The 26989-nt window shown below is 71.0% G+C and carries 28 protein-coding genes; 21 read left to right on the top strand and 7 right to left on the bottom strand.

Annotation, left to right across the window (positions count from 1 at the left end; translation table 11 throughout):
- Positions 1–144: 144 nt before the first annotated feature.
- From DWB68_RS00700 to DWB68_RS16510, 3 genes are all read left to right on the top strand, one after another.
- Positions 145–354: a DUF4244 domain-containing protein gene (locus DWB68_RS00700; protein ID WP_119423208.1), complete on the top strand. Its 210-nt coding sequence runs from the start codon at positions 145–147 to the stop codon at positions 352–354.
- Position 355: 1 nt separating this feature from the next.
- Positions 356–727 (top strand): TadE family type IV pilus minor pilin, encoded by a 372-nt coding sequence (locus DWB68_RS00695; RefSeq protein WP_119423207.1) that lies wholly within the window; start codon positions 356–358, stop codon positions 725–727.
- A gap of 326 nt (positions 728–1053) precedes the next feature.
- The gene (locus DWB68_RS16510) at positions 1054–1236 is read left to right on the top strand and encodes a hypothetical protein (protein ID WP_233548532.1); all 183 of its coding nucleotides are present in this window, start codon (positions 1054–1056) and stop codon (positions 1234–1236) included.
- A 101-nt stretch (positions 1237–1337) separates the two neighbouring features.
- Here the strand turns inward: DWB68_RS16510 and DWB68_RS00685 are convergent, their stop codons facing one another.
- Both DWB68_RS00685 and DWB68_RS00680 read right to left on the bottom strand, forming a co-directional pair.
- On the bottom strand, positions 1338–3683 hold the full coding sequence (locus tag DWB68_RS00685) for a DEAD/DEAH box helicase (RefSeq protein ID WP_119423206.1): 2346 nt from the start codon (positions 3681–3683) through the stop codon (positions 1338–1340).
- 138 nt (positions 3684–3821) lie between these two features.
- Entirely contained in the window at positions 3822–4520 is a 699-nt protein-coding gene (locus tag DWB68_RS00680) for a GNAT family N-acetyltransferase (protein ID WP_119423205.1), read from the bottom strand.
- A 96-nt stretch (positions 4521–4616) separates the two neighbouring features.
- Here DWB68_RS00680 and DWB68_RS00675 point away from each other — a divergent pair, with 96 nt between their 5' ends.
- From DWB68_RS00675 to proC, 6 genes are all read left to right on the top strand, one after another.
- Positions 4617–6299 carry a DUF7059 domain-containing protein gene (locus DWB68_RS00675; protein WP_119423204.1) on the top strand — a complete coding sequence of 561 codons (1683 nt, stop codon included), beginning with the start codon at positions 4617–4619 and terminating at the stop codon, positions 6297–6299.
- An 11-nt stretch (positions 6300–6310) separates the two neighbouring features.
- Complete coding sequence (locus DWB68_RS00670) at positions 6311–6988, top strand: winged helix-turn-helix domain-containing protein (RefSeq protein ID WP_119423203.1); 678 nt, start codon at positions 6311–6313, stop codon at positions 6986–6988.
- Between the two features lie 154 nt (positions 6989–7142).
- Positions 7143–9914, top strand: a complete 2772-nt coding sequence (gene topA / locus DWB68_RS00665) for a type I DNA topoisomerase (RefSeq protein ID WP_119423202.1) — start codon at positions 7143–7145, stop codon at positions 9912–9914.
- 45 nt (positions 9915–9959) lie between these two features.
- Positions 9960–10979: a Ppx/GppA phosphatase family protein gene (locus DWB68_RS00660; RefSeq protein WP_119423201.1), complete on the top strand. Its 1020-nt coding sequence runs from the start codon at positions 9960–9962 to the stop codon at positions 10977–10979.
- Positions 10976–11809, top strand: a complete 834-nt coding sequence (locus tag DWB68_RS00655) for a sugar phosphate isomerase/epimerase family protein (protein ID WP_233548531.1) — start codon at positions 10976–10978, stop codon at positions 11807–11809. The genes DWB68_RS00660 and DWB68_RS00655 overlap by 4 nt, the downstream gene beginning before the upstream one ends.
- Before the next feature lie 260 nt (positions 11810–12069).
- A complete protein-coding gene (proC, locus tag DWB68_RS00650) occupies positions 12070–12900 on the top strand; it encodes a pyrroline-5-carboxylate reductase (protein ID WP_119423200.1) in 831 nt (276 codons plus the stop codon).
- 244 nt (positions 12901–13144) lie between these two features.
- Here the strand turns inward: proC and DWB68_RS00645 are convergent, their stop codons facing one another.
- The gene (locus DWB68_RS00645; protein WP_119423199.1) at positions 13145–13783 is read right to left on the bottom strand and encodes a potassium channel family protein; all 639 of its coding nucleotides are present in this window, start codon (positions 13781–13783) and stop codon (positions 13145–13147) included.
- A gap of 25 nt (positions 13784–13808) precedes the next feature.
- A complete protein-coding gene (locus DWB68_RS00640; RefSeq protein WP_119423198.1) occupies positions 13809–15230 on the bottom strand; it encodes a TrkH family potassium uptake protein in 1422 nt (473 codons plus the stop codon).
- Positions 15231–15354: 124 nt separating this feature from the next.
- On the opposite strand from DWB68_RS00640, the gene DWB68_RS00635 reads away from it, so the two are divergent.
- The 6 genes from DWB68_RS00635 to DWB68_RS00610 all read left to right on the top strand — a co-directional run bounded on the left by DWB68_RS00635 (position 15355) and on the right by DWB68_RS00610 (position 18718).
- Entirely contained in the window at positions 15355–16551 is a 1197-nt protein-coding gene (locus DWB68_RS00635; RefSeq protein WP_233548530.1) for an acetoin utilization protein AcuC, read from the top strand.
- A gap of 46 nt (positions 16552–16597) precedes the next feature.
- Positions 16598–17044, top strand: coding sequence for an ArsR/SmtB family transcription factor (locus tag DWB68_RS00630; protein ID WP_119423197.1), 447 nt, complete (start codon positions 16598–16600; stop codon positions 17042–17044).
- Positions 17045–17214: 170 nt separating this feature from the next.
- Positions 17215–17430 (top strand): helix-turn-helix domain-containing protein, encoded by a 216-nt coding sequence (locus DWB68_RS00625; protein WP_119423196.1) that lies wholly within the window; start codon positions 17215–17217, stop codon positions 17428–17430.
- A gap of 135 nt (positions 17431–17565) precedes the next feature.
- Positions 17566–17664 carry a 30S ribosomal protein bS22 gene (locus tag DWB68_RS00620; protein WP_003792170.1) on the top strand — a complete coding sequence of 33 codons (99 nt, stop codon included), beginning with the start codon at positions 17566–17568 and terminating at the stop codon, positions 17662–17664.
- A 140-nt stretch (positions 17665–17804) separates the two neighbouring features.
- A complete protein-coding gene (locus tag DWB68_RS00615; protein ID WP_119423195.1) occupies positions 17805–18080 on the top strand; it encodes a glutaredoxin family protein in 276 nt (91 codons plus the stop codon).
- On the top strand, positions 18077–18718 hold the full coding sequence (locus DWB68_RS00610) for a redox-sensing transcriptional repressor Rex (RefSeq protein ID WP_119423194.1): 642 nt from the start codon (positions 18077–18079) through the stop codon (positions 18716–18718). Before DWB68_RS00615 ends, DWB68_RS00610 begins: the two co-directional genes overlap by 4 nt.
- Before the next feature lie 209 nt (positions 18719–18927).
- Here DWB68_RS00610 and DWB68_RS00605 read toward each other — a convergent pair whose 3' ends face one another.
- From DWB68_RS00605 to DWB68_RS00595, 3 genes are all read right to left on the bottom strand, one after another.
- Positions 18928–19779, bottom strand: coding sequence for a hypothetical protein (locus tag DWB68_RS00605; protein ID WP_119423193.1), 852 nt, complete (start codon positions 19777–19779; stop codon positions 18928–18930).
- Between the two features lie 35 nt (positions 19780–19814).
- Positions 19815–20375 (bottom strand): hypothetical protein, encoded by a 561-nt coding sequence (locus tag DWB68_RS00600; RefSeq protein WP_119423192.1) that lies wholly within the window; start codon positions 20373–20375, stop codon positions 19815–19817.
- 174 nt (positions 20376–20549) lie between these two features.
- The gene (locus DWB68_RS00595; RefSeq protein ID WP_119423191.1) at positions 20550–21095 is read right to left on the bottom strand and encodes a YceI family protein; all 546 of its coding nucleotides are present in this window, start codon (positions 21093–21095) and stop codon (positions 20550–20552) included.
- 214 nt (positions 21096–21309) lie between these two features.
- Between DWB68_RS00595 and DWB68_RS00590 the strand changes: the two genes are divergently transcribed.
- From DWB68_RS00590 to DWB68_RS00565, 6 genes are read left to right on the top strand one after another with little or no spacing between them, the layout of a single operon-like run.
- A complete protein-coding gene (locus DWB68_RS00590; protein ID WP_119423190.1) occupies positions 21310–21972 on the top strand; it encodes a histidine phosphatase family protein in 663 nt (220 codons plus the stop codon).
- Positions 21969–22595 carry a TlpA family protein disulfide reductase gene (locus DWB68_RS00585; RefSeq protein ID WP_119423189.1) on the top strand — a complete coding sequence of 209 codons (627 nt, stop codon included), beginning with the start codon at positions 21969–21971 and terminating at the stop codon, positions 22593–22595. Before DWB68_RS00590 ends, DWB68_RS00585 begins: the two co-directional genes overlap by 4 nt.
- 47 nt (positions 22596–22642) lie before the next feature.
- Positions 22643–23404, top strand: a complete 762-nt coding sequence (locus tag DWB68_RS00580; protein WP_119423266.1) for a cytochrome c biogenesis CcdA family protein — start codon at positions 22643–22645, stop codon at positions 23402–23404.
- The gene (resB, locus tag DWB68_RS00575) at positions 23404–25200 is read left to right on the top strand and encodes a cytochrome c biogenesis protein ResB (protein ID WP_233548527.1); all 1797 of its coding nucleotides are present in this window, start codon (positions 23404–23406) and stop codon (positions 25198–25200) included. Before DWB68_RS00580 ends, resB begins: the two co-directional genes overlap by 1 nt.
- 12 nt (positions 25201–25212) lie before the next feature.
- Positions 25213–26262: a c-type cytochrome biogenesis protein CcsB gene (gene ccsB / locus DWB68_RS00570; protein ID WP_119423188.1), complete on the top strand. Its 1050-nt coding sequence runs from the start codon at positions 25213–25215 to the stop codon at positions 26260–26262.
- A 50-nt stretch (positions 26263–26312) separates the two neighbouring features.
- A complete protein-coding gene (locus DWB68_RS00565; RefSeq protein ID WP_147391534.1) occupies positions 26313–26963 on the top strand; it encodes a hypothetical protein in 651 nt (216 codons plus the stop codon).
- The last annotated feature ends 26 nt before the right edge of the window (positions 26964–26989 follow it).

The raw sequence follows: 26989 nt of genomic DNA, 5'->3' as shown, positions 1-26989 counted from the left end.
CTCACATCGGCTCGGGTCGGCGCGGCGATCCACAATCGGCGCTCCTCCCCCGCCGCTGGGCGCCGTGGCGGGCCAGGCTGGGTGGACGGGCCGGTTGCGGTCCGGGGGACCCGGCCCCGCCGGGACACAAGGAGAAGGAGCGGCATGAACAAGGAGAACGCAACGGGGTGCGAGGCACCCGTGGTGCCGGAACCGGCGCGGCGGTTGCGGGGCGAGGCGGGCATCGCCACGGCCGAGTTTTCGATTGTCACGCTCGCGGCCGTCGGCTTTGCCGGGCTGCTCGTGACGATCTTGGGCAGCGGCGAGGTGCGCGGCATGCTCATGAACCTCATCCGCCAGGCGATCGGCGGCTGAGATGCCTGCGGATCACCGGGAGCCCGCGGCAGGCACCTCGGCGCGGGAGCGCGGCAGCGTCACGGCCGAATTTGCCGTGGTGCTTCCGGTGGTCCTGCTGGCCCTGCTGAGCATCGTTGCCGTCGGCGTGCTCGGTGCGGCCACCGTGCGCGTGCAGCAAGCGGCCGGGGCCGTGGCGCGGGAGGCTGCGCGCGGAGGACCCACGGAGCGGGCGGCCAGCTTCGCCGGAGACGGAGTCGCCGTGAGCGTGCAGCGCAGCGGCGAGTGGGCGCAGGTCACGGTGACGAGCGAGGTGCCGCTGTGGGGCCTGCTGGGCCCCTCCATCACGGTCTCGGGTGAGGCGGCAGCCCTCGTGGAAGCGGGGCTCGAGTGATGAGGGCGCCGGGGACGCCCGAGACACCGGATTCGGGCCGCCCAGGCCGAGCGGATCGTCAGGGTGGGCCGCCGCGTCGGGCAGGCGCGAGCGGTCCGGCCGGTCAGGGCAGTGCAAGCGGTCCGGGCCGCGGAAGCGGCGAGTCCGGAGCCGCCACGGCCCTGGGCCTCGCGCTGTTGGCGGCGGCCGCGGCCTGCATCGTGGCGGCCCTGCTTTTCGCGTCGGCGGGTCTCGAACAGAGCAGGGCGTCCGCCGCGGCCGAGCTGGCGGCGCTTGCCGCCTCGGATGCCGCCCGGGGACTGGGCGGCCACGGGGATCCCTGTGCGGTGGCCGCACAGGTCGCGGCGCGCAATGGAGCGCGCGTGCTGGCCTGCCGCTTTACCTCGGCGCTCAGCGCCGCCGAAGGCGCCGCGGCCGTGGTGAGCGTGGCCTCGGATCGGGCACCGGGCTGGGGGGTCTTCCCGCTCCCGCAGGCCAGCGCCGAGGCCGCGGCGGGAGCCCCGCCGTGAGCGCATCGGCACCACGCGCCTGCCACCCGACGGTCGACGTCATCGGCCTCCACCCGTCGATCTCCACCGGGCGCTCCACTCGCAGCTGCCGGAGCAGTCTCCTAACGCCGTCCGCGCTCGGCGGGAACGAGGTGCAGGATCTCCCCGAGCAGCTTCACGGCGCCGGCCTTGTCCAGGGGATTGTTGCGGTTGCCGCACTTGGGGGACTGCACGCAGGACGGGCAGCCGGCGGAGCACTCGCACGCCTGGATGGCTTCGCGGGTGGCGCGCAGCCAGTGCGGGGCCATGGCGTGGGCGCGCTCGGCGAAGCCGGCCCCGCCCGGGTGGCCGTCGTACACAAAGATCGTGGGGGTCCCCGTATCGGCGTGCAGGGCCGTGGAGACGCCGCCGATGTCCCAGCGGTCGCTCGAGGCCACGAGCGGCAGCATGCCGATCGCGGCGTGCTCGGCCGCGTGCAGCGCGCCTGGCGCGGTCTCCGCGTCGATGCCCGCCGCGTGCAGGCGCGGCTCGGGGATGGTGAACCAGACGGCCTTCGTGAAGAGGACGCGCGGCTCCAGCTCCAGCGGTTCCTCGCCGAGCAGCTCGTTGCTGACGATCGCCTTGCGCTGGAAGGAGACCACCTGTGTCGTGACCTGGACATCGCCGAAGTGGACGCCGATCTCGCCCCACGTCTCGCTGTGCTCGGTCTCGATCACCTCCACCGTGGTGATGTCGCGGGCCTGGGTGTAGTACTCGGGCTGGGCGCGCGAGACCACCACAACGTGGTTGGCCTCGTCCAGTTCCTCGACGAGGTAGCTGCGGCCCTGGTGGATGTAGATGGCCCCCGTGTGCGCCTGATAGTGCGTCTGCGGAGAGTCCATGGTGCCGAGGACCGTTCCGTCCTCGGCGTTGACGATCGTCACGGGCCCGCCGCCGGCCGAGCGCAGCTCGACCATCTCGTGCGCGCTCTGGGGGTGCGTCCAGAACCAGCCGGCCGGGCGGCGGCGCAGATAGCCGCGTTCCACGAGGTCGGCCACGATCCCCGGAGCCCGGGGTCCGAAGACCTCCTCGACCTCGTCCGGCCGCAGCGGCAGCTCCGACGCCGCGGCACACAGGTGCGGGCCCAGGACGTAGGGGTTGTCCGGGTCGAAGACGGTGGCCTCGACCCCTGCGCCGAACACGGCCTCCGGGTGGTGCACCAGATAGGTGTCGAGCGGATCGTCGGCGGCGATGAAGGCGGCGAGGGCGTCCTGCCCACCGCGGCCGGCGCGGCCGATCTGTTGGTAGAAGGAGGCCCGGGTGCCGGGCCAGCCGGCCACGAGCACCGCGTCGAGCCCGGCCACGTCGATGCCCAGCTCGAGCGCCGAGGTCGAGGCGACGCCGAGCAGCTCGCCGCTGCGCAGGCCGGCCTCGAGCTCGCGGCGCTCCTCGGGCAGGTAACCCGAGCGGTACGCCGCGATTCGGTGAGGCAGGCCGGCATCGATCTCGCCGACCAGGCGGGCGGCCGTCGTGGAGATCGCCTCGGCACCCCTGCGCGAGCGGATGAACGCGAGCGTGCGCACATGGGCGCACACCAGGTTGGCAAGCATGTCGGAGGTCTCGGCGATGGCCGTGCGGCGCAGGAAGGCGCCGTTCTCGCCGCGCTGGTCCGTCAGCGGCGGTTCCCACAGCGCCACGGTGCGCTCGCCCCGCGCCGAGGCGTCGTCGTCGAAGGCCGCCGCGGGAGCCCCGATGAGCCGGGAGAAGCTCGCCGCCGGATCCGCGCTCGTCGCGGAGGCGCCCACCATGATCGGCTCGGCGCCGTAGGAACGGGCCACGCGGCGCAGGCGGCGCAGCAGCACGGCCACATGCGAACCGAACACGCCGCGGTAGCCGTGGGCCTCGTCCACCACCACATGGCTCAGGCGGCGCAGGAAGCCGGCCCACTGCACGTGGTTCGGCAGGATCCCGAAGTGCAGCATGTCAGGGTTCGTGAACACCACGTTGGCGTGCTCGCGCACCCAGCGGCGCTCCTCGCGCGGCGTATCTCCGTCGTAGGAGGCGGCGCGCGCGCCCTCGATCTTGAGGTTGTGCACGGAGGTGAGCTGATCGGCCGCGAGGGCCTTGGTGGGGGAGAGGTACAGGACCGTTGCCTCGCCGCGGCCGGCGGTCCGCGTGCCGTCCGGCGTCAGCCCGCCGCGCACCACGGCGTCCAGCGAGGGCATCCAGTAGGCCATCGACTTACCGGACGCCGTGCCCGTCGCGACGATCGTGTGGGCGCCGGCGTGGATGGACTCGGCGGCCTGCACCTGATGCACGAAGGGCTGGCCGATGCCGCGCCCCGCGAAGGCCGATCGCACCGCCGGATCGAGCCAGGCGGGCCAGCCGGCGTAACGCGCCTCGGCCGCGGGCAGGGTGTGCACGTGCTGCAGCTGCTCCGGGTCCTCGCCGCGGCCCAGGAGCGGGATCAGGGTCCGGAAGTCCTTCATGGGGCCTCATCCTTCCACGCGACGCGCAGCAGCCGCGCCCCGCGTCGCCCGCGCACTCCGGGGACAAGAAAGGGGCGCCGGGGAATCCCGGCGTCCCTTGCGCACGAGGCGACAACGCGCCGTCGTGCGGGAAGAATCTCAGGCCGTGTGGCCCACGCGCTCGTGGCCGTCCTGGGTGTTGGGGGCCTCGAGCACGGCCATGGTGCCCAGCAGCGTCCAGCCGAGGTACTTGTACAGCTCGTAGCCGTCGGTGCTAGCCACGAGGAGGCCCTCGTCGGCGTCGGACTCGGTCGCGATGGACGCCAGGTAGCGCGTCACGAGCGAGCCGTAGCCGCGGCGGCGGAACTCGGGCGCCGTGACGATGCGGTCAAACACGGCGTAGTCGTCGATCGCCGCAACGTGGCCGGAGGCCATCACGGCGCCGTCCGAGCTGCGGTGCAGGGAAACCCACGCGTGGCTGCCGTCGCGCTTCTCTTCCCAGTGCAGGCCCTCTTCGAGGCGCGGCGGTTCCACGTCTTGCACCGTCATGTCGGTGACCATGAGCGCCTCGCGTTGCGAGACCAGCTCCAGGCCGGCGGCCGAGGCCTGCGACACCAGGGCGTCGATGTCCTTGGTGAAGGCGGTCACGCGGCGGCCCGGATGTTCTTTCAGGGCGGTCGCGAGGGCGGCGAGTTGCTCGGCGTTGGGGTTGTGGATCACATACTCCCAGTGCTCCGCGTCCTGGCCCGTCCGGCGGTAGGCGTGGATGGGCCCCTCGTGGCGGGTCTCGTAGCCGCGCGCCTCGGCCCAGCCGCGGACCCAGGTGCCGATCAGTTCATCACTCGCATTAGCAACCATGGATCGAGCGTACCGATGTTTGCTTTGAACGTCGCACTCGTGAAGGCACGGTTCTGCATCGATCCACGCACCGGCCGGCTTTTCTAGACTGGAGGGGTGAGTCACGAAAACGCCAGCCAAACGCCAGCTTTCTCGCGCGTGCAGGGCGCCCCGCGCAGCGACGATCTCGCCGCGCTGGAGGCCCTCGCCACCGATCTGACGGCCGCCGGGTTCAGCCACGCGCGGATCGAGGAGGCCCTGGGTGAGCGGGCCATGGCGGCCCTCGGGCGCGAGTACCCGGTGGCGGCTCGCCGGGCCGTGGCCGCGCTCGAAGAGGACCCGGCGGCCGCCCCGCTGGCGGCGCTCGTGCGGCTCTTCCTGCTCGCGGAGGAGCTGCCCTCGGCACGCGTGGCCCAGGCCTTCCCGCGCCTAGGCGGGCAGGGTGCCCTGGACCTGGGGCTCCTGGAGGCCGCACCCTCGGGACCTGGCGCGCTCCGCTCCGCCGTGGACCTGCGCCCGCACGCCTCGGACGCTGACGCGGAGCTGTGGGTCGCCTCCGATCTCGGGGCCCTGCAGCGCCCGGGCGTGCTGCGCCACGACCACGTGCTGGGGATCGGCCAGGCCTCCCTGACGCTCGCCGCCGCGACGATCCGCCGCCCCGCCGCCCGCGCCCTCGACGTCGGCGTGGGCTGCGGCATCCAGACCTTCCACCTCCTCGCCCACTGCGATCACGTCACGGCGACGGACCTCTCCGAGCGCGCGCTCGCCTTCACCCGCTTCAACCTCGTCCTCAACGCCGCGGCGCTCGGCCTGAACCCGGCCTCGCTGGGCGAGCGCGTGCGCCTCCTGCAGGGCTCGCTGCTCGAGCCGGTGGCCGGCGAGGAGTTCGACCTCGTGGTCTCCAACCCGCCCTTCGTCATCACCCCGCGGCGGGCTGGCGAGGACGAGAGTGAGCGCTTCACGTACCGGGACGGCGGGATGCCGGGCGACACGCTCGTCGCCTCGCTCTGGCACGACTTCGCCTCCGTGCTCGCGCCCGGCGGCACGGTGCAGATGCTCGCGAACTGGGAAATCCCGGAGTCTCTCCTGCCCGACGACGCGACGGCCACCGACCCCGTCACCGGCACCGAGGTGCCTGGTTGGGCCGGGCGCCCCGCGGCCTGGACGCCCGAGGGGGTCGAGGCCTGGGTCATCCAGCGCGACGTCGAGAGCCCGGAGGGCTACGCCGAGACGTGGCTGCGTGATGCGTCGGAGATGCGCGACCGCGCCGCCGGCGAGGAGCGCTACGCCCAGTACCTCGACGACTTCGCCTCGCGCGAGGTCGGGGGCGTGGGCCTGGGTCTGGTGTGGCTGCGCCGCACGGCGCCGGGTGCCCCTGCTGGTGTGGGGCGCCGCTTCGAGTCGATCGAGCACCCCATCGCCCAGCCCGTGGGCCCCACGCTCGGCGAGGCCGTGTGGCGCCTCGACGCGGTGGCGAGCGCTCAGATCGAGCTGGTGCACGCCGTCGTGCCAGACGACGTCACGGTGGAGACGCACGCGCGTCCCGGAGACGAGCATCCGCAGGCCATCATGCTGCGCCAGGGCGCCGGGCTGCGCCGCGTGCGCCTGCTCTCCACGGCCGAGGCCGGGCTGGTCTCCGCGTGCGACGGCGAGCTGCCGCTCGGCTCCCTCGCCCGCGCCGTGTGTGCGCTCCTGGACGCCAGCGCCCCGGGCAGCGGTCCCAGCGCCGAGGAGTTGCTCGCCGCGGCGCGCGACTTACTTGCGCAAGGATTCCTGCGCTTCCTGGCCCCCGGCGAGTAAAGTGCCGGGGCATGACCACCCTGGATCCTGACGTGCGAGCGGCCAAGCACCGCGTCCGACCGGAGCGACCCTCCGAGCCGCGTCGCGTGGTGATTTCCGATCCGCAGGCCGTGCGCGCCCTCGCGCACCAGGCCCGGATGGAGGCCCTGGACGAGCTCTTCTCCTCCGGACGCTCCCGCACCGCCACCGAACTGGCCTCCCGCTCCAATCTGACGCCGAGCGCCATGAGTTATCACCTGCGCGCCCTCGAGCGCTTCGGGCTCGTGGAGCGCGCGGCATCCGCCGGGGACGCTCGCGAGCGGCGGTGGAAGGCCACCGGTGAGCAGCTCGTGATCCAGCCGCTCGGCGGCTCGCAAGCGGGCATCATGGCCTACACGGACATGCAGCTGAGCCAGTACCGCGAGCTGCTGGCGTCGGAAATCGACTTCCGCAGCCAGGTGCGCGCCACCGGCGAGCCGGGCCCGGAACATCCGTACAAGGCCCAGGGTTCCATGGTGCTCGACAGCGAGGCGGAGGAGGAGTTCATGGAGCGGATCTTCGACCTAGTGCGTGAGTTCGAGCTGCGCTCGGCCGAGGTCGAGGACGGGCAGGCCGACGCACGTCGCGTTCACTACCTGCTCTCCGCCTTCCCGGACCGCGGTCACCAGGCGGGGAGCTCCGCCGTGACCGAGGACCCGCCGGAGGTCTGAACGGGCTCGCCGGGTTCCCCTCACAGTGTCGAGCCGCCCGTCCGGGGCACGTTAGCTCGCCCGGAAGGGCAACCCTGGTCCTCGGCGGGCGTTAGGGTTAGCTCTGTCTGCGGCGCCTCATCCGGTCGCCGCGCGCCAGACATGAAGGAGTGCTGTGCCCGCCAAGGCCAAGGAACCCACCGGTAAGAAGCTCGTGATCGTGGAGTCTCCTGCCAAGAGCAAGTCCATCGCCAAGTACCTCGGCGAGGGCTTTGTGGTGGACGCTTCCGTGGGTCACATTCGTGATCTTCCGCAGCCCTCCGAGCTTCCCGCCGAGCTGAAGAAGTCGCCCGTCGGCAAGTTCGCGGTGGACGTTGACCACGGCTTCGAGCCGTATTACGTCGTCTACCCGGACAAGAAGAAGCGCGTGGCGGATCTGAAGCGCGAGCTGAAAGACGCCGACGAGCTCTACCTCGCAACCGATGCGGACCGCGAGGGCGAAGCCATCTCGTGGCACCTGCTGGAGGTCCTGAAGCCCAAGGTGCCGGTGCACCGCATGACCTTCACGGAGATCACCAAGGAGGGCGTGCAACGCGGCCTCAACAATCTCCGCGAACTGGACATGGATCTCGTGGATGCGCAGGAAACCCGCCGCATCCTTGACCGCCTCTACGGCTACGAGATCTCCCCCGTGCTGTGGCGCAAGGTGGGCCGCGGCCTGTCCGCTGGCCGCGTGCAGTCCGTCGCGACCCGCCTGGTGGTGGAGCGCGAACGCGAGCGCATGGCGTTCCGCTCGGCCTCGTACTGGGATCTGTCCGGCGAGTTCGTGGCCGGCTCCGGCGAGTCCTTCCGCGCCCGCCTGAACACCCTCAACGGCTCGCGCGTGGCCAGCGGCCGCGACTTCGACGACCGCGGCGCCCTGCGCCCGGCCGCCGCCAAGGCTGGCGCCGTTCACCTGGACGAGGCCGCCGCCACCTCTCTCGTGGCCTCCCTCGAGGGCGCCGCCTTCAACGTGACCTCGGTCGAGTCCAAGCCGTACACGCGCCGCCCTGCCGCGCCGTTCACGACCTCCACGCTGCAGCAGGAGGCCAGCCGCAAGCTGCGCTGGAGCGCGCGCGTCGCCATGCAGGTGGCCCAGCGCCTCTACGAAAACGGCTACATCACCTACATGCGTACCGACTCGGTGCACCTCTCGGACGAGGCGGTCACCGCGGCGCGCAAGCAGATCACCGAGCTCTACGGCGCGGAGTACGTGCCGGGCAGCCCGCGCGTCTACAAGGGCCGCAACGATTCGGCGCAGGAGGCCCACGAGGCCATCCGCCCGGCCGGCGACGCCTTCCGCACGCCCGCCCAGGTGCGCTCGCAGCTCGGCGCCGATGAGTACCGCCTCTACGAGCTGATCTGGAAGCGCACCGTCGCCTCCCAGATGGCCGATGCCAAGGGCTCCACCGCCACGGTGCGCCTGGCCGGCACGGCCGGGGACGGCCGCGTGGCCGAGTTCGTCGCCTCCGGCACCGTCATCACCTTCCGCGGCTTCCTCGCCGCGTACGAGGAGAGCACCGACTCCGCCGAGACGGAGACGGGCAAGGGGGACGACGAAGAGCGTCGCCTGCCGCAGCTCGTCGAGGGTGCGCCCCTCACGGGCCGTGACATCGAGGCCGCCGGCCACGAGACCACGCCGCCCCCGCGCTACACCGAGGCCTCCATCGTGGCCGAGCTGGAGAAGCGCGAGATCGGCCGCCCGTCGACGTACGCGCCCACGATCTCCACGATCATGGACCGCGGCTACGTCACCAAGCGCGGCGGGGCCCTCGTGCCCTCGTGGATCGCCTTCTCCGTGATTCGCCTGCTCGAGGAGCACTTCGGCCAGTACGTGGACTACGACTTCACGGCCCGCCTCGAGGACGACCTGGACGAGATCGCGGCCGGCCGCCGCTCCCGCCAGGCGTGGCTGCAGAACTTCTACTTCGGCGAGGGGGACGCGGAGGGCCTCAAGGCCACCGTCGAGGACCTCGGCGAGATCGACGCCCGCGCCATCAACTCGATCCCCGTGGCCGATGACATCACCCTGCGCGTCGGCAAGTTTGGCCCGTACCTGGAGGAGGCGCTGCCCAGCGACGCCCCGGAGGGCACCGAGCCCAAGCGCGCCAACGTCCCGGAGGACCTGGCCCCGGACGAACTCACGGCCGCCAAGGCCCGCGAGCTCATGGACGCCGCCGTCCCGGGCGACCGTGAACTGGGCAAGGACCCCGTCAACGGGCGCACGATCGTGGCGAAGGACGGCCGCTTCGGCCCGTACGTCACCGAGGTCATCCCCGAGATGACCGAGGAGCAGCTCCAGGCCTACCTGGACTCGCTGCCCACGGAGTACTACAAGAACGGCAACCCGAAGCCCAAGAAGAAGCCGGCCAAGGAGAAGCCCCGCACGGCCAGCCTGTTCAAGGGCATGGACCCGAACACGGTGACGTTCGAGGAGGCCCTGCGTCTGCTCTCGCTGCCGCGTGTGGTGGGCACGGACGCCGACGGAACCGAGATCACGGCCGCCAACGGCCGCTTCGGCCCGTACCTGAAGAAGGGCGGCGACTACCGCTCCCTGACCTCCGAGGACGAGCTGTTCACGGTCACCGAGGAGCAGGCGCGCGCCATCTACGCCCAGCCCAAACAGCGCGGCCGCGGCAACGCCAAGCCGCCGCTGGCCGAGTTCGGTGAGGACCCGACCACGGGCAAGCCGATCGTGGCCAAGGAGGGCCGCTTCGGCGAGTACATCACCGACGGCACCACCAATGTGACCATTCCCCGTGGCACCTCGCTCGAGGAGCTGACCACGGAGAAGGCCATCGAGCTGCTGGCGGAGAAGCGCGCCAAGGCCCCGGCGAAGAAGCCGGCGGCCCGCGCCACCACGGCCAAGAAGGCGCCGGCGAAGAAGCCGGCCGCCAAGAAGAAGTAGGTCCGCGCGCGTGCGTCCGGATACGACCGCCCAGGGGGATGCGGCATGAGGCTTGGGGTCCTCGACATCGGCTCGAACACGGTGCATCTCTTGCTCGTGGAGGCCTATCCGGGCGCGCGCCCCGTGGCGTTCGCCTCGCACAAGCGACCGCTCTCGCTCGTGCGCTTCCTCGACGAGTCGGGGGCGGTGAACGCGCGCGGGCGCCGCGAGCTGCTCTCCTTCGTCACGGAGGCCGTGGCGTTTGCCGGGCGGCACAAGGTCCAGGACCTCCTGGCCTTCTGCACCTCGGCCCTGCGCGGCGCCACGAACGGCCCGGCCGTCATCAACGAGGTCGAGGCGACCACTGGCGTCACGCTCGAGGAGCTCACGGGCGAGCAGGAGGCGGCGATGACGTACTTCGCCGCGCGCCGCTGGTTCGGCTGGGACACCCGCGACCTCACCGTGCTGGACATCGGCGGCGGCTCCTTCGAGATGGCCACGGGCCGCGACGAGTTCCCCGCCGCGGCGGTCTCGGTGCCGCTCGGTGCCGCCCGCCTGACGAAGGACCGGTTGCCGGGCGACCCGCCGCGCCCCAGCTCCGTGGCGGCGCTGCGCGAGTACGTGAGCGAGACGCTCGCGGCCCCCGTGCGCGCCCTCAAGGCCCAGCCCAAGCCGGACCTCGTGGCGGCGACGTCCAAGACCTTCCGCTCGCTCGCGCGTGTGGCCGGCGCCGCGCCGAGCGGCCAGGGTCCCTACGTGGAGCGCCTGCTGCGCCGGGGTGACCTGCAGCTGTGGTCCCGTCGGCTCGAGGTCCTGAGTTTCGACGAACGCGCCTCCCTGCCCGGCGTCTCGCCCATCCGCGCGCCGCAGCTCCTGGCCGGCGCCATCGTCGCCGAGACGGCCATGGAGGCCCTCGACGTGGACGAGCTGCGCATCTGCCCCTGGGCCGTGCGTGAGGGTCTCATCCTGCATCGCTTCGACCGGCTCATGCGCGATCACGACGTGGTCGGCGACGCCTACGTGGGCGTCGGCTCCGTTGAGCTGCTCTCGCGCGAGGTCAACCGCGTGCCGGGCGCCGCGCTGTGAACGCCCGCCTGGACCCGCCGCAGGAGCCGCTCGGCCCCATCCCGGTCGCCCTGTCCACCTCCTCCGTGTACCCGCTGGGCCCCGATCACGCCTTCGCCGTGGCCAAGGATCTGGGCTACGACGGCGTGGAGGTCATGGTCACCGGCAACTCGCTCTCCCGCGACGGCGACCAGCTCCACGCCCTCGTGCAGCGCTTCGGCATCCCGGTCACGGCCATCCACGCGCCCACGCTGCTGCTGACCCAACAGGTGTGGGGCGGCGCGTGGACCAAGATCCAGCGCTCGGCGCTGCTGGCCCACGAGCTGGGCTGCGACGTCGTGGTGGTGCACCCGCCCTTCCGCTGGCAGGGCAAGTACGCCTCCGGCTTCGAGGAGGGCGTGCGTCGCGCCAATGAGACGTACGGCGTGAAGATCGCGGTGGAGAACATGTACCGCTGGCGCACCTCCGGCAACGGCCGCGAGATGTACCTGCCGCACTGGGACCCGGTGCCCATGGACTACGAGTACGTCACGTGGGACTTCTCCCACGCGGCGATCGGGCGGGTGAACTCGCTCGAGGCCGTCCAGGCCCTGGGGGAGCGGCTCACGCACGTGCACCTCACGGACGGCAACGATTCCGGCACGGACGAGCACCTGCCGCCCGGCCGCGGCACGCAGCCCGTCGCCGAGACGCTGCAGTTCCTCGCCGCTTCCGGCTTCACGGGCGGCGTGGCCGCCGAGGTCTCCACGCGCCGCTACCGCAAGGTGCCGGGCGAGCTCGAGCGCGTGCTCGGCGAGACCCTCGAGTTCGCGCGCACGCACCTGCAGCGCCCCGCCGCCGATCAGGATTGAGGCGCGTTTGGCGCTTTGAAGCGTGAGATTCGCGCCTCAAAGCGCCAAACCGGCCTCAAAGCCCGCGGCCGCCCGCGGCGCGGTGTGCCCGGGACCCAGCGCCCGACGTCGGGCCGTTACTTCCCGGCGCTCGTCCCGTGCCGCGGGGGTCAGCTGCCCGACGCCGCCCCGTCGCCCCCCGGGGCGCGTCCCGTGCCGCCGAGCGTCACCTGCCCCACACCGCGTGGCGGCCCGGGTGCCACCGGTGGAAGACTGGCGGCATGACTGACACGATCGCCTTCCTCGGCACCGGCAACATGAACGGCGCCATCCTGCGCGGCCTCCTGGCCGCCGGCCACCCGGCCTCGTCGCTGCGCGCCACGACCCGCTCCGGGGCCTCCGCCACCGCCCTGAGCACCGAGACGGGCGTCGAGGCGAAGGCCGCGGGGGAGGACGCCTCCGCAAACGCCTGGGCCGTCGAGGGCGCCGACGTCGTGGTGCTGGGCGTGAAGCCCGTGGGCATCGCCGAGCTGGCCCGCCAGATCGCCCCGCAGCTGCGCCCGGACACCGTGGTGCTCTCCGTGGCCGCCGCGATCACGCTGGCGACGCTCGAGGCTGCCCTCCCCGCCGGGCAGCCGGTGGTGCGCACCATGCCGAACACGCCGCTGCAGGTCGGCGCGGGCGCCGTGGGCCTGTCCCGCGGCTCGTCGGCCGATGACGCCGCCGTGGCCAGCGCCACCGCCGTGTTCGGGGCCTCCGGGCAGGTCTTCGAGGTCCCGGAGGCGCAGATCGACGCTGTCTCGGCCGTCTCCGGATCGGGCCCGGCCTACGCGTTCTACCTCGCCGAGGCCATGGCCGACGGCGGCGTGGCCCTCGGCCTGGACCGCGAGCTGGCCGTGAAGCTGGCCGCCGCGACCGTCGCCGGTGCCGGCCGCATGCTGGAGCAGGAGGGCGTGGATCCCGCGGCCCTGCGCCGAGCCGTCACGAGCCCCAACGGCACCACGGAACGCGCCATCGCCGTGTTCGACGCCCGCGGCGTCCGCGAGGCCATCGCCGAGGGCGAGAAGGCAGCCACCGATCGTGCGACCCAGCTGAGCATCGAGCTCGCCTGAGCCAAACCACCGCAGCGGTGGGCGCCCGGCACCCACGCCGGTCGCCCGCCGTCGTGCATTGGGACCGCGCCTTTTGAGGCGCGAAAGCCGCTTTGAGGCGGGAAAACCCCGCCTCACAGCGCGGAACGCGCCTCAAAGCAAGCTTCAGGGGTGGCCGACGGCGCGGGGCCGGCCCGGGTGCCGAAAGCGCGGCCCCGGCCCCGGCCCTCCCAGGCACCGGGCCGGCGCAGTGACTACGTGTGGACTACGGACGCGCGGCGAAGCGCTCGAGCAGCTCGGTGTGCCCGGCCACGATGAGCACATCGCGGTGCGTGACCATGGTGCTCGGCTGGGCGTACGTGAAGTCCTCGCCAGGCGACTTCACGCCAACCACCGTGACGCCGTACTTCTCGCGGATGTGCGCCTCGGCGAGGGTGAAGCCCTGCGTCTCCTTGGGCGGGTACATCTTGACGATCGCGAAGCCGTCGTCGAACTCGATGAAGTCGAGCATGCGCCCGCCCACGAGGTGGGCAGTGCGGACGCCGGCGTCGGCCTCGGGGTAGATCACGTGGTTCGCGCCGATGCGCGAGAGGATCTTGCCGTGCGCCGGGGTGATGGCCTTGGCCCAGATGTGCTCGATCCCCAGGTCAACGAGGTTCACCGTGATGAGCACGCTCGACTCGATGGACGTGCCGACGCCCACCACCGCGGCGGAGAAGTCCTGCGCGCCGAGCTGGCGCAACGCGTCGAGGTTCGTGGCATCCGACTCGACGACGTGCGTGAGCGTGTCGCCCCACTTCTGCACGAGCTCGGGGCTGCGCTCGATCGCGAGCACCTCGCGGCCCTGCTTGACGAGCTGCTCGGCCACGGCGGAGCCGAAGCGGCCCAGCCCGATCACGAGCACTGGAGCATTGTGGTCCTGACGTGGCTCAGCCAATGATGGGCCTCTCTTCCGGGAATTGGTACAGCTGGCGGCGGTGGCGCATGGCCAGGGCCGTGGCAAAGGTGATGGTGCCGACGCGGCCCATGAACATGAGTCCGATGAGCACGTACTTGCCGGCGGGCGGCAGTTCGCCGGAGAGGCCGGTGGAGAGGCCAACCGTGGCGAAGGCGGAGATGGACTCGAAGACGGCGTGATCCAGGGTGGCGCTCGGGTAGCTGGCCAGCAGGGCGATGGTGCCGACCATGACGAGGCTCGCGCCCATGGCCAGGACGGAGATGGCCACGCGCATCGTGGACTCGGGGATGCGGCGCCCGAAGGCCTGCACCTGCGGCGTGCCGCGGGCCTCGGCCAGGATGGCCAGGAACATCACGGCGATCGTGGTGACCTTGATGCCGCCGGCCGTGGAAGCCGAGCCGCCGCCGGCAAACATGAGCGCGTCGGTGAAGACCATGGTGGCCGGGTGGAGGTCGTCCATCTCCACGAGGTTGAAGCCGCCGGAGCGGGTCATGACCGAAGCAAAGAGCGAGTGCAGGAGCTTGTCACCCACGCTCATCTGCCCGATCGTCGCGTTGTTGTTCCACTCCGACAGGCCCCACGCGAGCGTGCCGCCGACCACCAGGAGCCCGGAGGTGACGAGCGTGAGCTTGGTGTGCAGGTTCCACTTGCGCGTGTGGAAGCGGTACTTGAGCAGCACCATGATGACGGGGAAGCCGAGCGAGCCGATGAACATCCCGATCATGAGCGGGAAGAGCAGCAGGGCGTCGGTCTCGTAGGGGACCAGGCCGTCAGAGTGCGGCGTGAAGCCGGCGTTGTTGTACGCGGAGATGGAGTAGAAGATGCCGTGCCAGAGCCCCAGCCAGAGGCCCTCGCCGTAGGTCCAGAAGCGGATCGTGAGCCAGAGGGCGAGGATGCCCTGGATGATCACGGAGGTCGTGATGACGATGCGCAGGAGCGAGCCGACCTCGCCGAGCTTGCCGGACGCCGCCGTGTTCATCGACTGCTGGGCCAGCAGCTTGCCGCGCACGCCGAGGCGTTTGGTGACGGCGAGGGAGAGCACCGAGGCGAGCGTGAGGATGCCCAAGCCGCCCACGAACACGGCGATGATCATGACGAGCTGCCCGAAGAAGGACCAGTGCGTGGCCGTGGAGACCACCGTCAGGCCCGTCACGCAGACCGCCGAGACGGCGGTGAACATGGCGTCGTGGAGCGAGGTCCACTCGCCCGTGGCGGAGGAGATGGGGGTCGCGAGCAGGAGCGTGAAGAACGCGATGCCGACCACGAACACGCCGAGGGCCAGGCGGGAGGGGGAGCTGGCGGCGAGCCGGTCCACGTACTCGCGCACCCGCGCGCCGGCCCGCGTGAGGGCGTTGCCCTCCTCCGGGTCCCCCGCAGGCGCGATGGAAGTCATGCGTGGTGCTCCTGAAGACTGACCGTGCGCCGGGCCGCGTCCCGGGCGGCGACGGCGCTGGCCGCACCGTGCGGCCAGCGCCCATTCAACCACCCCCCGCGCCCTGCGCTAGCCTGGCCACGTGATGAGCAGCACACCGCCGGCTGGGGTGACCTTGGTGTACGACGACGCGATGGCGTCGTATCGCTTCAGCGACCGGCATCCTATGAACCCTGAGCGCCTGGGCCTGACGGCCAGGCTGATCCGCGACCTCGACGTGCTGGGGCGCACGCCGAGCCGCGTCCTGGCCCCGTATGTCGCCGAGGACGATCAGCTGCGGACCGTGCACTCGGCGGGCTACGTCGAGGCTGTCAAGCGCGCCTCCGGACCCGACGGCGAGTCGAGCCCGGATCTGGGCCTCGGCACGGAGGACGACCCGATCTTCCCCGAGCTGCACGAGGCCAGCGCGCGCCTCTTCGGCGGCTCGATCGTGGCGGCGGAGGCGATCCTGGAGGACCAGGGCGTGCCGGCCGTGAACTTCGGCGGCGGCATGCATCACGCGGCCAGGGCCAAGGCCGGCGGCTTCTGCATCTACAACGACGCGGCGGGCGCCATCGCGCGGCTCCTGGACCAGGGCGCGCAGCGCGTCCTGTACCTGGACCTCGACGCGCACCACGGCGACGGGACGCAGGCGATCTTCTGGGACGAGCCGCGCGTCATGACGATCTCCCTGCACGAGTCGGGCCGCTCGCTCTTCCCCGGAACGGGCTTCCCCAACGAGACCGGCGGTGCGGTCGCCCCCAACTCGGCGGTCAACGTGGCGCTGCCGGCCGGCACTCGTGACAACGGCTGGCTACGGGCCTTCCATTCAGTCGTGGTGCCCGTGGCTCGCGCCTTCGAACCGGACATCATCGTGTCCCAGCACGGCTGCGACGGCCACGAGCGCGACGAGCTCACGAACCTGCGCCTGACGGTGGACGGGCAGCGCCAGAACGCCCTCGATGTGGCCGAGCTGGCGCGCGAGCTGTGTGAGGGCCGGTGGATCGCCACGGGCGGCGGTGGCTATGACATCGTTCACACGGTGCCGCGCGTCTGGACACACTTGGTGGCCGCCGCGGCGGGCCGTCCGCTGGCCCTGCGCACCCCGGTGCCGGCGCCCTTCCGCGAGTACGTCAAGGAGCGCTACGGCTTCGACGCACCGCCCACGATGGGCGACGACACGGAGCTGTGGTGGCGTTCGTGGGAGGTCGGCTACGACCCGGGGGATCCGGTGGACCGGGCCATCATGGCCACCCGCAAGGAGGTCTTTCCCGCGCTGGGGCTCGACCCCTGGTTCGACTGAAGCCGGAAGAGCCGCACACAGCCTTCCCCCCGCTGCGCCGGATACCATGCCGTCCGTGCCCTCCGATCTGTATCACGTCATCGCCGACCCCACCCGACGCCAGCTGCTGACGCATCTGGCCGAGGGCGAGTACGCCGTCGGCGACCTCGTCGACGCTCTCGACGTCTCCCAGCCCACCGTCTCCAAGCACCTGCGCGTGCTGCGCGAGGCGTCCCTCGTGAGCATCCGCGCCCAAGGGCAGCGACGCTTCTACTCGCTCGAGCCCGAGGGGCTGCGCGAGGTGCTCGACTGGCTCGGCACCTTTGTTCCGGCCCCCGCCGAGCCCTCCGCCGCCGTCGGGCAGGTGGGAGAAGAGCACGACGACGCGGCGCAGCGCGGGGCGCTGGCGGCCCGCCGCCAGCACGGCGTGGGCAGGAGCCTGGAGCAGGTCACCGAGCGCGCCCAGGAGATCATCGATCGCTTCGCGAAGCAGCGCTTCGGGCGCCGCCGCTGAACGTCCCCTGAGACACACCGAACACCATTGTTCACGCGAGTCACATCTGACCCGTAGACTGCCAGGCGTCACAGGTGTGCCCAGGCGCACCCGTGTCGGGGTCGTCCACGAGCGGCAACCCCGAGATCACCCGTGTTTCGTTCCTTCATCAGGAAGTAGAGGTTCGCACCATGCCGGAACCCCGCCACTTCGCCGACGCCCGGTTCATGACCGTGGCCGAGGTCGCCGAGGTCATGCGCGTGTCCAAGATGACCGTGTACCGCCTGGTGCATTCCGGTGAGCTGCCCGCCGTGCAGTTCGGCCGCTCCTACCGCGTGCCCGAGACCGCCGTTGAGGCCTTCCTCGGTTCGGCCCGCCTGGAGATGCGGGGCACCGGCACCGTCTGAGGTGCCTACCACCCGATGCACGTCCCGCCAGTCGGGGCAGGTACGATGGTGGATGAACGTGGCCGAAATGCGCGCTTTGCGATGGGCAGCGCTCGGTACGAATTAGCAAGTTGAACGTCTACACAAGGAGAACCCATGGGTTCCGTCATCAAGAAGCGCCGCAAGCGTATGGCCAAGAAGAAGCACCGCAAGCTGCTTCGTAAGACGCGCCACCAGCGCCGCAACAAGAAGTGAGCGCTCGCGAGGGCCGGGATCCACACGGATCCCGGCCCTCGCTGTTTTTCGGCGCGGCGCCGCGGGGTGCGCGAGGAGCGCCAGCGATCCTCCGCGAGTGTGTCGGGCGCAACGGGGCCCGGCCAGCGCGGCGAACTAGAATGAACGGCGTGAGTCTTCCCCCGTCTTCCTCGACCGAGCGCCCCGTGGTGCAGCTGCTGACCAAGCCGGGATGCCACCTGTGCGCCGACGCCCGCGCCGTGCTGAGCGAGGTCACGGGCCGCCTGGGGCACAGCTGGGAGGACGTGGACGTGAGCGAGCACCCCGAGCTGGCCGCGCGCTACGCCGAGGAGATCCCGGTCCTCATGATCGACGGCGTGCAGCGGGACTTCTGGCGCATCGACGCCGCCCGCCTCGAGCGCCTGCTCACCGCATGAGCAAGCACCTTCCCGAGGCCACGCTGCGCCGCATCTCCCTGTACCTACGCAGCCTCAGCGAGTGGGAGCAGGAGGGCGTGCAGACCGTCTCCTCCACGCGCCTCGCCGAGGCCGCCGGCACCACGCCGGCCACGCTGCGCAAGGACCTGAACCTGCTCGGCTCCCACGGCCGCCGCGGCGTGGGCTACAAGATCGAGACCCTGCGCCCCGTTCTGGAGACGGCGCTCGGGCTGACCCAGCCCTGGCGCGTCGCGATCGTGGGCGCCGGCCACCTGGGCCGCGCGCTCTCCGGCTACGCGGGCTTCACGACCCGCGGCTTCGAGGTCGTCGCCGTGCTCGACGCCTCGCCCGAGGTGGTCGGCACACAGACCGGTGAGCGCCTCGTCGAGGACGCCGCCGCGCTCGAGGACATCGTCAAGGAGCGCGGCGTGACGCTCGCCGTGCTCACGGTGCCCGGCCCGGCCGCGCAGGCCCTCGTGGACCGCGTGGCGGCCGCCGGCGTGGCCTCCATCCTCAGCTTCGCGCCCGTGGCCGTTTCCGCGCCGCCGGGCGTGCACGTGAACCGCGTCGACCTCTCCACGGAGCTGCAGCTCTTGGCGCACCAGGCCGGGCCGGGGCTGGGGGAGCGACGCGCCTGAGGCGCGTGCCGCGCCGTCGGGCGCTGGGTGGTGAAGCTCTCCCGGGCGGGTTTGGCGGCCCCGGGCGGGCGGCCCCGGGCGGGCGGCCCCGGGCGGGCGGCCCGGGGCGCCGGGTCGGCACGGCCCCACGCATGAACGACGGCGGCGGGCCGGGGATCTCTCCCCGGCCCGCCGCCGTTGCTGACGTCAGGCGCGCTCGGCGCTCGAGCTCAGAAGCGCTGCCCCTGGCGCTTGGCCTGAGAGATCGCGCCGAACCACTGGCTCGAGGGACGCATCCACCACAGCACGATGATCGCCACGGCGAGGGCCGCGAAGAGCAGGCCGATGGGGCCGCCGGTGATATTGCCGAGCACGGCGACGGCGCCGCAGACGGTGCCCACGATGCGCCAGGCGTTCTGGCCGCGGTACGTGAGCCAGGCGACGAGCCCGGCCAGCGCGGAGATGATCGCGATGAGAACCACGGCCGTGACCTTCGTGGAGTTGATCATCTCCTCGGTGAAGATGCTCTCGTACTGGCTCTGCATCTCCGCCGGGACGGCGGCAAGCGCCGCCTCGCGCAGCGTCGCGGCGTCGATGGTCATCATCTGGATGGCGGCCGTGATCAGGTACGCCACGGCGCCGATCGCCAGGAGCAGGCTCGCCCAGCGCGCCGTGGAGGGGCGCGGGGGCATCTGGCCGGCGGGGGCGCCGAAGCCGGGCTGCTGGTAGTTGCCGTAGACGCCGGAGGGCTGCACCGGGATGCCCTGCGCGTAGGGATCAGCGGGGGCCGGGGGCAGCGTGAAGCCGCCCTGCGCGGGCTGGCCATACTGCGGGGCCGGCGGGACCTGGCCGTAGCCGCCCGGCTGCGCGCCGGGGGTGCCGGGGGTGCCGGCGGCACCGGGCGCTGCGTGCGGCGAGGCGTCCCACCCGGGGCGTTCGTTGTTCTCGGGGACCGGAGCGGAGCCCTGCGGGGCGGCGTTCTGGCCGTAGCCGGGCAGGCGGACACCGTAGCGCGGCGGCTCCTCGCCGGAGGGCTGTTGCGGATCCTGGCCGGGCGTGGGGTCGGTGGGGGGTGTGCTCATGGCGGGTCTCCTGGGACTTCTTGGCGGCGGTGGCGTCAGCGAACGGGAGGAACGGGGATGCCGGTGGCGGCGGCGTAGCGGCGCACGCGGGTCCAGCCGTCGAACCAGCGGTTCACGTCGCGCGTCCACCACATGACGATGGCGGTGATGGCGGCGGCGGCAAGGAGGCCGGAGAGCAGCATTTGGACCACGGCGTAGCTGTCGGCGCCGCGGTAGAGGCGCACGCCGAAGAACATGGACGAGCCGGTCAGGGAGAAGAGCGCGGTGATGACGGTGATGCCGGCGCAGATGGTGCCGACGATCCGCCACGCGTTGATGCCCTGGTGGCTCTGGATGGCCACGGTGATGATGAGGCCCACCTGGATCACCGTGCCGATGAGCTGACCCGTGGCGGCGGTGGAGAGGTACGGGCCGTTGCGGCCGGCATCGGCGGAGAAGACGAGGCCCAGGATGCCCTGGATCGCCACGATCGCCGCGGCGGCAAACTGCACCCACCGCACGTGCTGCATGGCCGGCGGGCGTTCGCCGGGCAGGGGAGGGACAGGTCCGAACGGCGAACCGGAGGGGGAGCCATAGGGTCCGGGCTGGGGATACATGCTGCCTCCTAGAAGGTGTTGCCGGGAGACGACGCTCCCCACGCGTGCCTCCATCGTAGGGCCACGGCCCGGCAATGCGCTGGCCAAACGCCGTCCGGAATGCGCGAGGGGCGCCCACCGCGCACTAGCGGTGGGCGCCCCTCGACACTGGTGCGCACGGTTTGCGCTGCGGGATCAGCCGCGGACGAACTCGGCCTCGAGCTCGAGCTTGATCTTGTCGGCCACGAGGACGCCGCCGGTCTCCAGCGCGGCGTTCCAGGTCAGGCCCCACTCCTTGCGGGAGATGGTGGTCTCGGCGGAGAAGCCGGCGCGGTGGGCGCCGAAGGGATCGGTGGCGACGCCGTTGTACTCGACCTCAAGCTCCACCTCGCGGGTGACGTCCTTGATGGTCAGCTCGCCCTTCATGACCCAGTCCTCGCCGGAACCGGTGGCGGTCAGGGAGACGAACTTCATGGTGGGGAACTCGTCCGCCTGGAAGAAGTCGCCCGAGCGCAGGTGGTCGTCGCGGCCCTGGTTGCGGGTGTCGATGGAGGCGGTCTTGATCTCGACGGTCAGCGAGGAGTCCTCGACGGTCTCGCCCACGTTGAGCACGCCCTCGACCTCGCCGAAGCGGCCGCGGACCTTGGAGATGCCGGCGTGACGCACGGAGAAACCAACGAGGGTGTGGGCCGGGTCAATGGTCCAGGTGCCGGGGGTGAGGTTCGTGGGGAGGGCGGTCATGAGGGTTCCTCTCGGAGAAGTCAATCGGCCTGAGCCGCTGGTTGATGCGTCAACTATAAACATGAAGATTCAAGCTTGTCCAGTGTGTCGACGCAAAAAGCCTGCCGAATCTTTTCCACGAGCCGGTGACCTCCACGTGAATTAGTCGCAAGCTCACAGCTAGCACCCGGGGTCCCGGTTCGGTCGTGGCCCCGCTCTTTGAGAGAATGTCGACATGTCTGTCGCGACCGTCCACCTTGTCCGCCATGGCGAGGTCTTCAATCCCGGGGGCGTGCTGTACGGCCGGCTCCCGCACTTTGGCCTCTCCGAGAAGGGCCACGCGATGGCCACCATGGTCGCGGAGCACTTTGCGCAGCGCGCGCAGGAGGGTCACCGCGTGGTCCGCCTGGCCGCCTCCCCGCTGCAGCGGGCCCAGGAAACCGCCGCCCCCATCGCCGAGGCCCTCGGCCTCGAGGTGATCGAGGAGCCGCGCGTCATCGAGGCCTTCTCGCGCCTCGAGGGCTTGGACAAGATCGCCGTGCGCCTGCGCAACCCCAAGCGCTGGCCGCTGCTGCGCAATCCGCTGCGCCCCAGCTGGGGCGAGCCCTACGCCGATCAGGTCACCCGTGTGGCCGGCGCGGTGAAGGATCACCGCGAGACGGCGCTCGCTGAGGCGGGTGACGGCGCCGAGGTCGTCATCGTGAGCCACCAGCTGCCCATCTGGGTCACCCGCGTGGCCTCCGAGGGTCGCTCGCTCGGCCTGAACGCGTTCCGCCGCGAGTGCACGCTCGCCTCGGTCACGTCCTTCACCTTCACCGACGGCCGCCTCAGCGAGCTGAACTACACCGAACCGGCGGCCAGCCTGCTGCCGGGCACCGTCAACATCCCCGGAGCATGAGCGTGAACCCCGCATCCAACCGCACCACGAGCCGCCGCGCCCTCCTGGGCCTCGCGGCCGCAGGACTCGGCACGCTGGGCCTTGCCTCCTGCTCCACGGAGAGCACGGACCTCGGCAAGCAGGCCAAGGACGGCTCGGGCAAGGGCTACATCGCCGGCGACGGCACCGTGGCCGAGTACGCGGGCGACGACCGCTCGGCCCCCGTCGAGTTCTCCGCCAAGACCTTCGACGGCGAGACCATCGACGCCTCGAAGCTCACGAACAAGGTCACCGTCCTGAACTTCTGGTACGCCGCGTGCGCGCCGTGCCGCACCGAGGCCCCCACGCTCAAGAAGCTCTCCGAGGAGTTCAAGAGCCAGGGCGTCGAGTTCATCGGCGTCAACATCCGCGACGAGAAGGCCGCGGCGGAGGCGTTCGACACCACCTTCGGCCTGACCTACCCCTCCATCCGCGACCTGGACGGCGGCGTCCTGCTCTCCCTGACGCAGTACGTGCCGCCGCAGGCCGTGCCCACCACCCTGGTGCTTGACTCCGAGCGCCGCATCACGGCGCGCGTGCTCGGCGTCGCGGAGGAGGGCACCCTGCGCGCCCTCATCAAGACCGCGCTCACCGGCACCAAGTGAGCCCCACCGTGCTGGCCGCCGGGCTGGGAGCCGCCCTCCCCGCCGTCGTGCCCTCCGCCAACGACGCCGCCGAGGCGGTGCTGAGCGGCCCCCTGCTCCTGGCGATCCCGATCGCCGCGCTGGCCGGCCTGATCTCCTTCCTCTCCCCGTGCGTGCTTCCGCTCGTGCCCGGCTACCTCGGCTACGTCTCGGGCCTGGCCGGCGCGGACCTGGCCGAGCGCCGCCGCGGCCGCATGGTCGCCGGCATCGGGCTGTTCGTGCTGGGCTTCTCTGCCGTGTTCGTGCTCTTCGGCTTCGTGTTACAGAGCCTCGGCGCGCACATCTCGCGCAACAACTACCCGTGGGTGCAGCAGTTGCTCGGCGTGGTCATCATCGTGATGGGCATCGTCTTCATGGGCGGCTTCTCCTTCTTCCAGCGCGAGCGCAAGATCCACAAGCGCCCGCCCGCCGGTCTCTGGGGTGCGCCGGTCCTCGGCATCACCTTCGGCCTGGGCTGGGCCCCGTGCATGGGCCCCACGCTCGCCGCCGTGCTCTCGCTCGGCTACAGCGCCGGCGCGGACGGCGCGCGCGGCGCGCTGCTCGCGCTCGTGTACTGCCTGGGCCTCGGCGTCCCGTTTGTCCTCGTGGCCCTCGCCTTCGGCAAGGCCAGCAAGGCGCTGGGCTTCCTGCGCCGCCACCAGCTCGCGATCATGCGCACGGGTGGCATCATTCTCATCGTCCTCGGCCTGCTCATGGCCACGGGCCTGTGGGGGACCTGGATGTCTTCCCTGCAGAACTGGTTCCAGAATTCGGTGGTGTTCCCGCTCTGATGTCTGATTCGTTGAAGGATCCCGAGCTCCCCGGCGCCGGGGACGGCACCGAGGCCGGCGCGCCCGGCGAAGGTTCCGCCGCGCCGTCGGGCACGGAAGGCAAGGCGGCCAAGGCCGCCAAGGCGAGCAAGAAGGCGGCAAAGAACGACGTCGCCGTGCCCGCCTTGGGCTTCTGGGGCATGGTGCGCTGGGCGTGGACCCAGCTGACCACCATGAAGACCGCGCTCTTCCTGCTGCTCTTGCTTGCCGTGGCCGCCGTGCCAGGCTCGCTGTTTCCGCAGCGCTCGCAGAGCCCTGAGAAGGTGGTCCAGTACCTGAAGGACAACCCGTTCTGGGGCAACGTCCTGGACAAGATGCAGTTCTTCGACGTGTTCACGTCGGCCTGGTTCTCCGCGATCTACCTGCTGCTCTTCATCTCGCTCGTCGGTTGTGTCATGCCGCGCACCAAGCAGCACTGGCAGGCCAGCAAGCGCCCGCCGGCGCGCACGCCGGCGCGGTTCAACCGCCTGCCCGAGTCCGGTGCGCTGGCGCTGCCGGCGGATGCCCCCTCGGACGAGGAGGTCATCAAGCGACTTAACAAGATCCTGAAGACCCGCCGCTACCGCGTGCAGTCGCGCGCGGCGCAGGGCAAGGTGGGCGCCTCCGTGGGTGCCGAGCGCGGCTACAGCCGCGAGTGGGGCAATCTGCTCTTCCACTACTCGCTCGTGGGCGTCCTGATCTCCGTGGCCGTGGGCGGCATGTTCGGCTACTCCGGGCAGCGCATCCTCGTGGAGGGCGAGGGCTTCACCAACACCCTCGTCTCCTACGACCAGTTCAGCCCCGGCAACCGTTTCAACGCGGAGACGCTGGCCCCGTTCTCGGTGCAGCTGAACAAGTTCAGCATCGAGTTCAACCGCCAGGAGCGCACCGACGGCAAGTACGGTACGCCCGTTGACTACACCGCCGAGGTCACGGTCAAGGACGGCCCGGGCTCCGAGGTGCGCGAGGACACCATCAAGGTGAACCACCCGCTGCGCGTGGCGGGTGCCGATGTGTACCTCGTCGGCAACGGCTACGCGCCGGTCGTCACGGTGAAGGACTCGAAGGGCAAGGTCGCCTACCAGGGGCCCGTCGTGGCCGTCCCGCAGGACGGTACCTACATGTCGCTCATGGTGCTCAAGGTGCCGGACACCTCCGACGGCGAGCAGCTCGCCTTCCAGGGCTTCCTGCTGCCGACCACCATGTACAACGCGCAGGGAGTGGCCTACTCGGCCGACCCGGACGCGAACGAGCCCACGCTGCAGCTGAACTCCTACTACGGCGATCTGGGCCTGGACGATGGCACGCCGCAGAACGTGTACGTGCTGGACACCAAGAAGCTCAAGGAGCTCAACAACCGCAAGCTGGACGTGGGTGGCATCGTGCTCGGCAACTCCGAGAAGACGCACACCTACGAGCTGCCGGACGGCAAGGGCACCATCTCCTTCGATGGCCTGAAGCGCTACATCGGCATCGAGATCCACCGCGATCCGGGCAAGGCCTGGGTCGGCACCTTCGCGGTGCTTGCCGTGCTTGGCCTCGCGATCTCCCTCTTCGTTCCGCGCCGCCGCGTGTGGTTCAAGCTTGCCGACAACACGTCGGGAACCGAGGGTGGCGGGCGTATGATTGAGTACGGCCTGCTCGCGCGCGGCGAAGACCCGCGGCTTGCCGCGGAGGCCAAGGCCCTGCGGGACATCCTGAAGAAGGAATTCCCGGGGCTCACCCAGGTCGAGGTCACCTCGACCATCACCACCACGCAGCGCACGCTGCGCGATTGAAGCTGAGGAAACATGGGAATTCTCCCCGCGATCGGCGCCAAAGAGGTCAACCTCGAGCTGGGCTCCCTGTCTGAGCTGCTCATGCTCCTGGCGGCCATGGTGTACGCCGTTGCCCTGATTCTGTGGGCGCTGGACCTCGTGCGCTCGTCGAACACCGTGCGTGAGCTCGAGGCCTCCCTGAAGGCCGAGGAGTCCAAGCAGCTCATCGGCGTCGGCGCGGGTGCCGTGCGCACGCGCCACGAAAACGCCGAGGTGGACGGCCAGCTGGTGGACGACACCATGGCCTACGACCGCAGCGCCCCGCGCCGCGGCGGCGCCCGCGTGGCGATCGCCATCATGATCCTGGCCGCGGCCGTTCACCTGGCCGCCGTGGTCACCCGCTCCATCGCCGCCGGTCGCGTGCCGTGGGGCAATATGTACGAGTTCATGACCACTGGCGCGTTCATCGTCGCCGCCGTCTTCCTCGTGGCGCTGATCTTCAGGGACATCCGCTTCATGGGCGTTTTCGTGGCCGGCCTCGTGGTGATCATGATGTGCGCAGCGACCATGGGCTTCCCCACGCCGGTGCAGCCGCTGCAGCCCGCGCTGCAGTCGCCGTGGCTCATCATCCACGTCTCCCTCGCCGTCATCGCCTCGGCGCTCTTCACCCTGACGTTTGCCATGGCCGTGCTGCAGCTCATCCAGAGCCGCCGCCAGAAGGTCCTGGCCGCCGGCGGCGAGGACAAGCTGCCGTGGATGCGCCTGGTCCCCTCCGCGACCTCGCTCGAGAACGCCGCCTACCGCATTAACGCCCTCGCGTTCGTGCTGTGGACCATCACCGTGATCCTCGGCGCCGTCTGGGCCGAGGCAGCGTGGGGCCGCTACTGGGGCTGGGACGTGAAGGAAGTCTGGTCCTTCATCATCTGGGTCCTCTACGCCGGCTACCTGCACGCCCGCGCCACGCGCGGCTGGACGGGCAACCGCTCGGCCTGGCTGAGCATCGTTGGCTACGCCTGCGTGGTCTTCAACTTCACCGCCGTGAACATCATCTTCCCCGGCTACCACTCCTACGCCGGCGTCTGATCGATCGCAGCGCCACGCGGCCCCGCCCCTCGTTGAGGGGCGGGGCCGCTGTGTTGGTTCAGGCCGGCAAGGCCCGACGGCGGGTGGGGCGGCATGATGAAGGCATGACGTCCTCCGTGAACAGGATTGCCGCCGTGTGGAGCGAGCCGGACCGTGTCGTGCACCTGCTGGTGGATGGCGTGGCCCTGGTCGACACCATCGCCCCGGGACGGGAGCCGTGGTCGAACTCCGCACCCAAGGCGGCGGAAAGCCCCTTCAGCCACAAACACGTGGAAACGTTCGCGAGACAGTGGCTGGCCGGGTACAGGGATGCCTCGGTGCGGGCCAACGACGAGCTGGAGCCGGGCGAGCTGGAGCTGTCCGTGTGTAGCTTCTGTGCCGATCTGCAGTGCGGCTCGTTTGCGGTGTGGATGCGGCGTGAAGGATCCGTGGTGCTTTGGGAACGGCCGCATTGGGCCATCAACATGACGCGCTGGAGGGACGAGCTCGAGCCCGGGGATGACCCGGAGGAGTGCAAAGAGGCCCACTCACCGGCTGACGACCTTGATCCAGTGGGCTGGTTCCCGGCGACGCTGACCTTCGACGCCGCCGAATATGACGCGGCCATGGAGGAGGTCGAGGGATTGATGCTGGCGCACCCGTGGCCGGAGCACCCCATCGAGCCCCCGAGCGTCTGGAAGCGGTGGTTCAAACGTCGCTGACCGCGCGCTAGCAGTGAAAGGGCCCG

The sequence above is a fragment of the Galactobacter valiniphilus genome (genome assembly GCF_003575975.1).
GTDB lineage: Bacteria > Actinomycetota > Actinomycetes > Actinomycetales > Micrococcaceae > Galactobacter > Galactobacter valiniphilus.
This window is presented reverse-complemented; position numbering and strand designations above follow the sequence as displayed.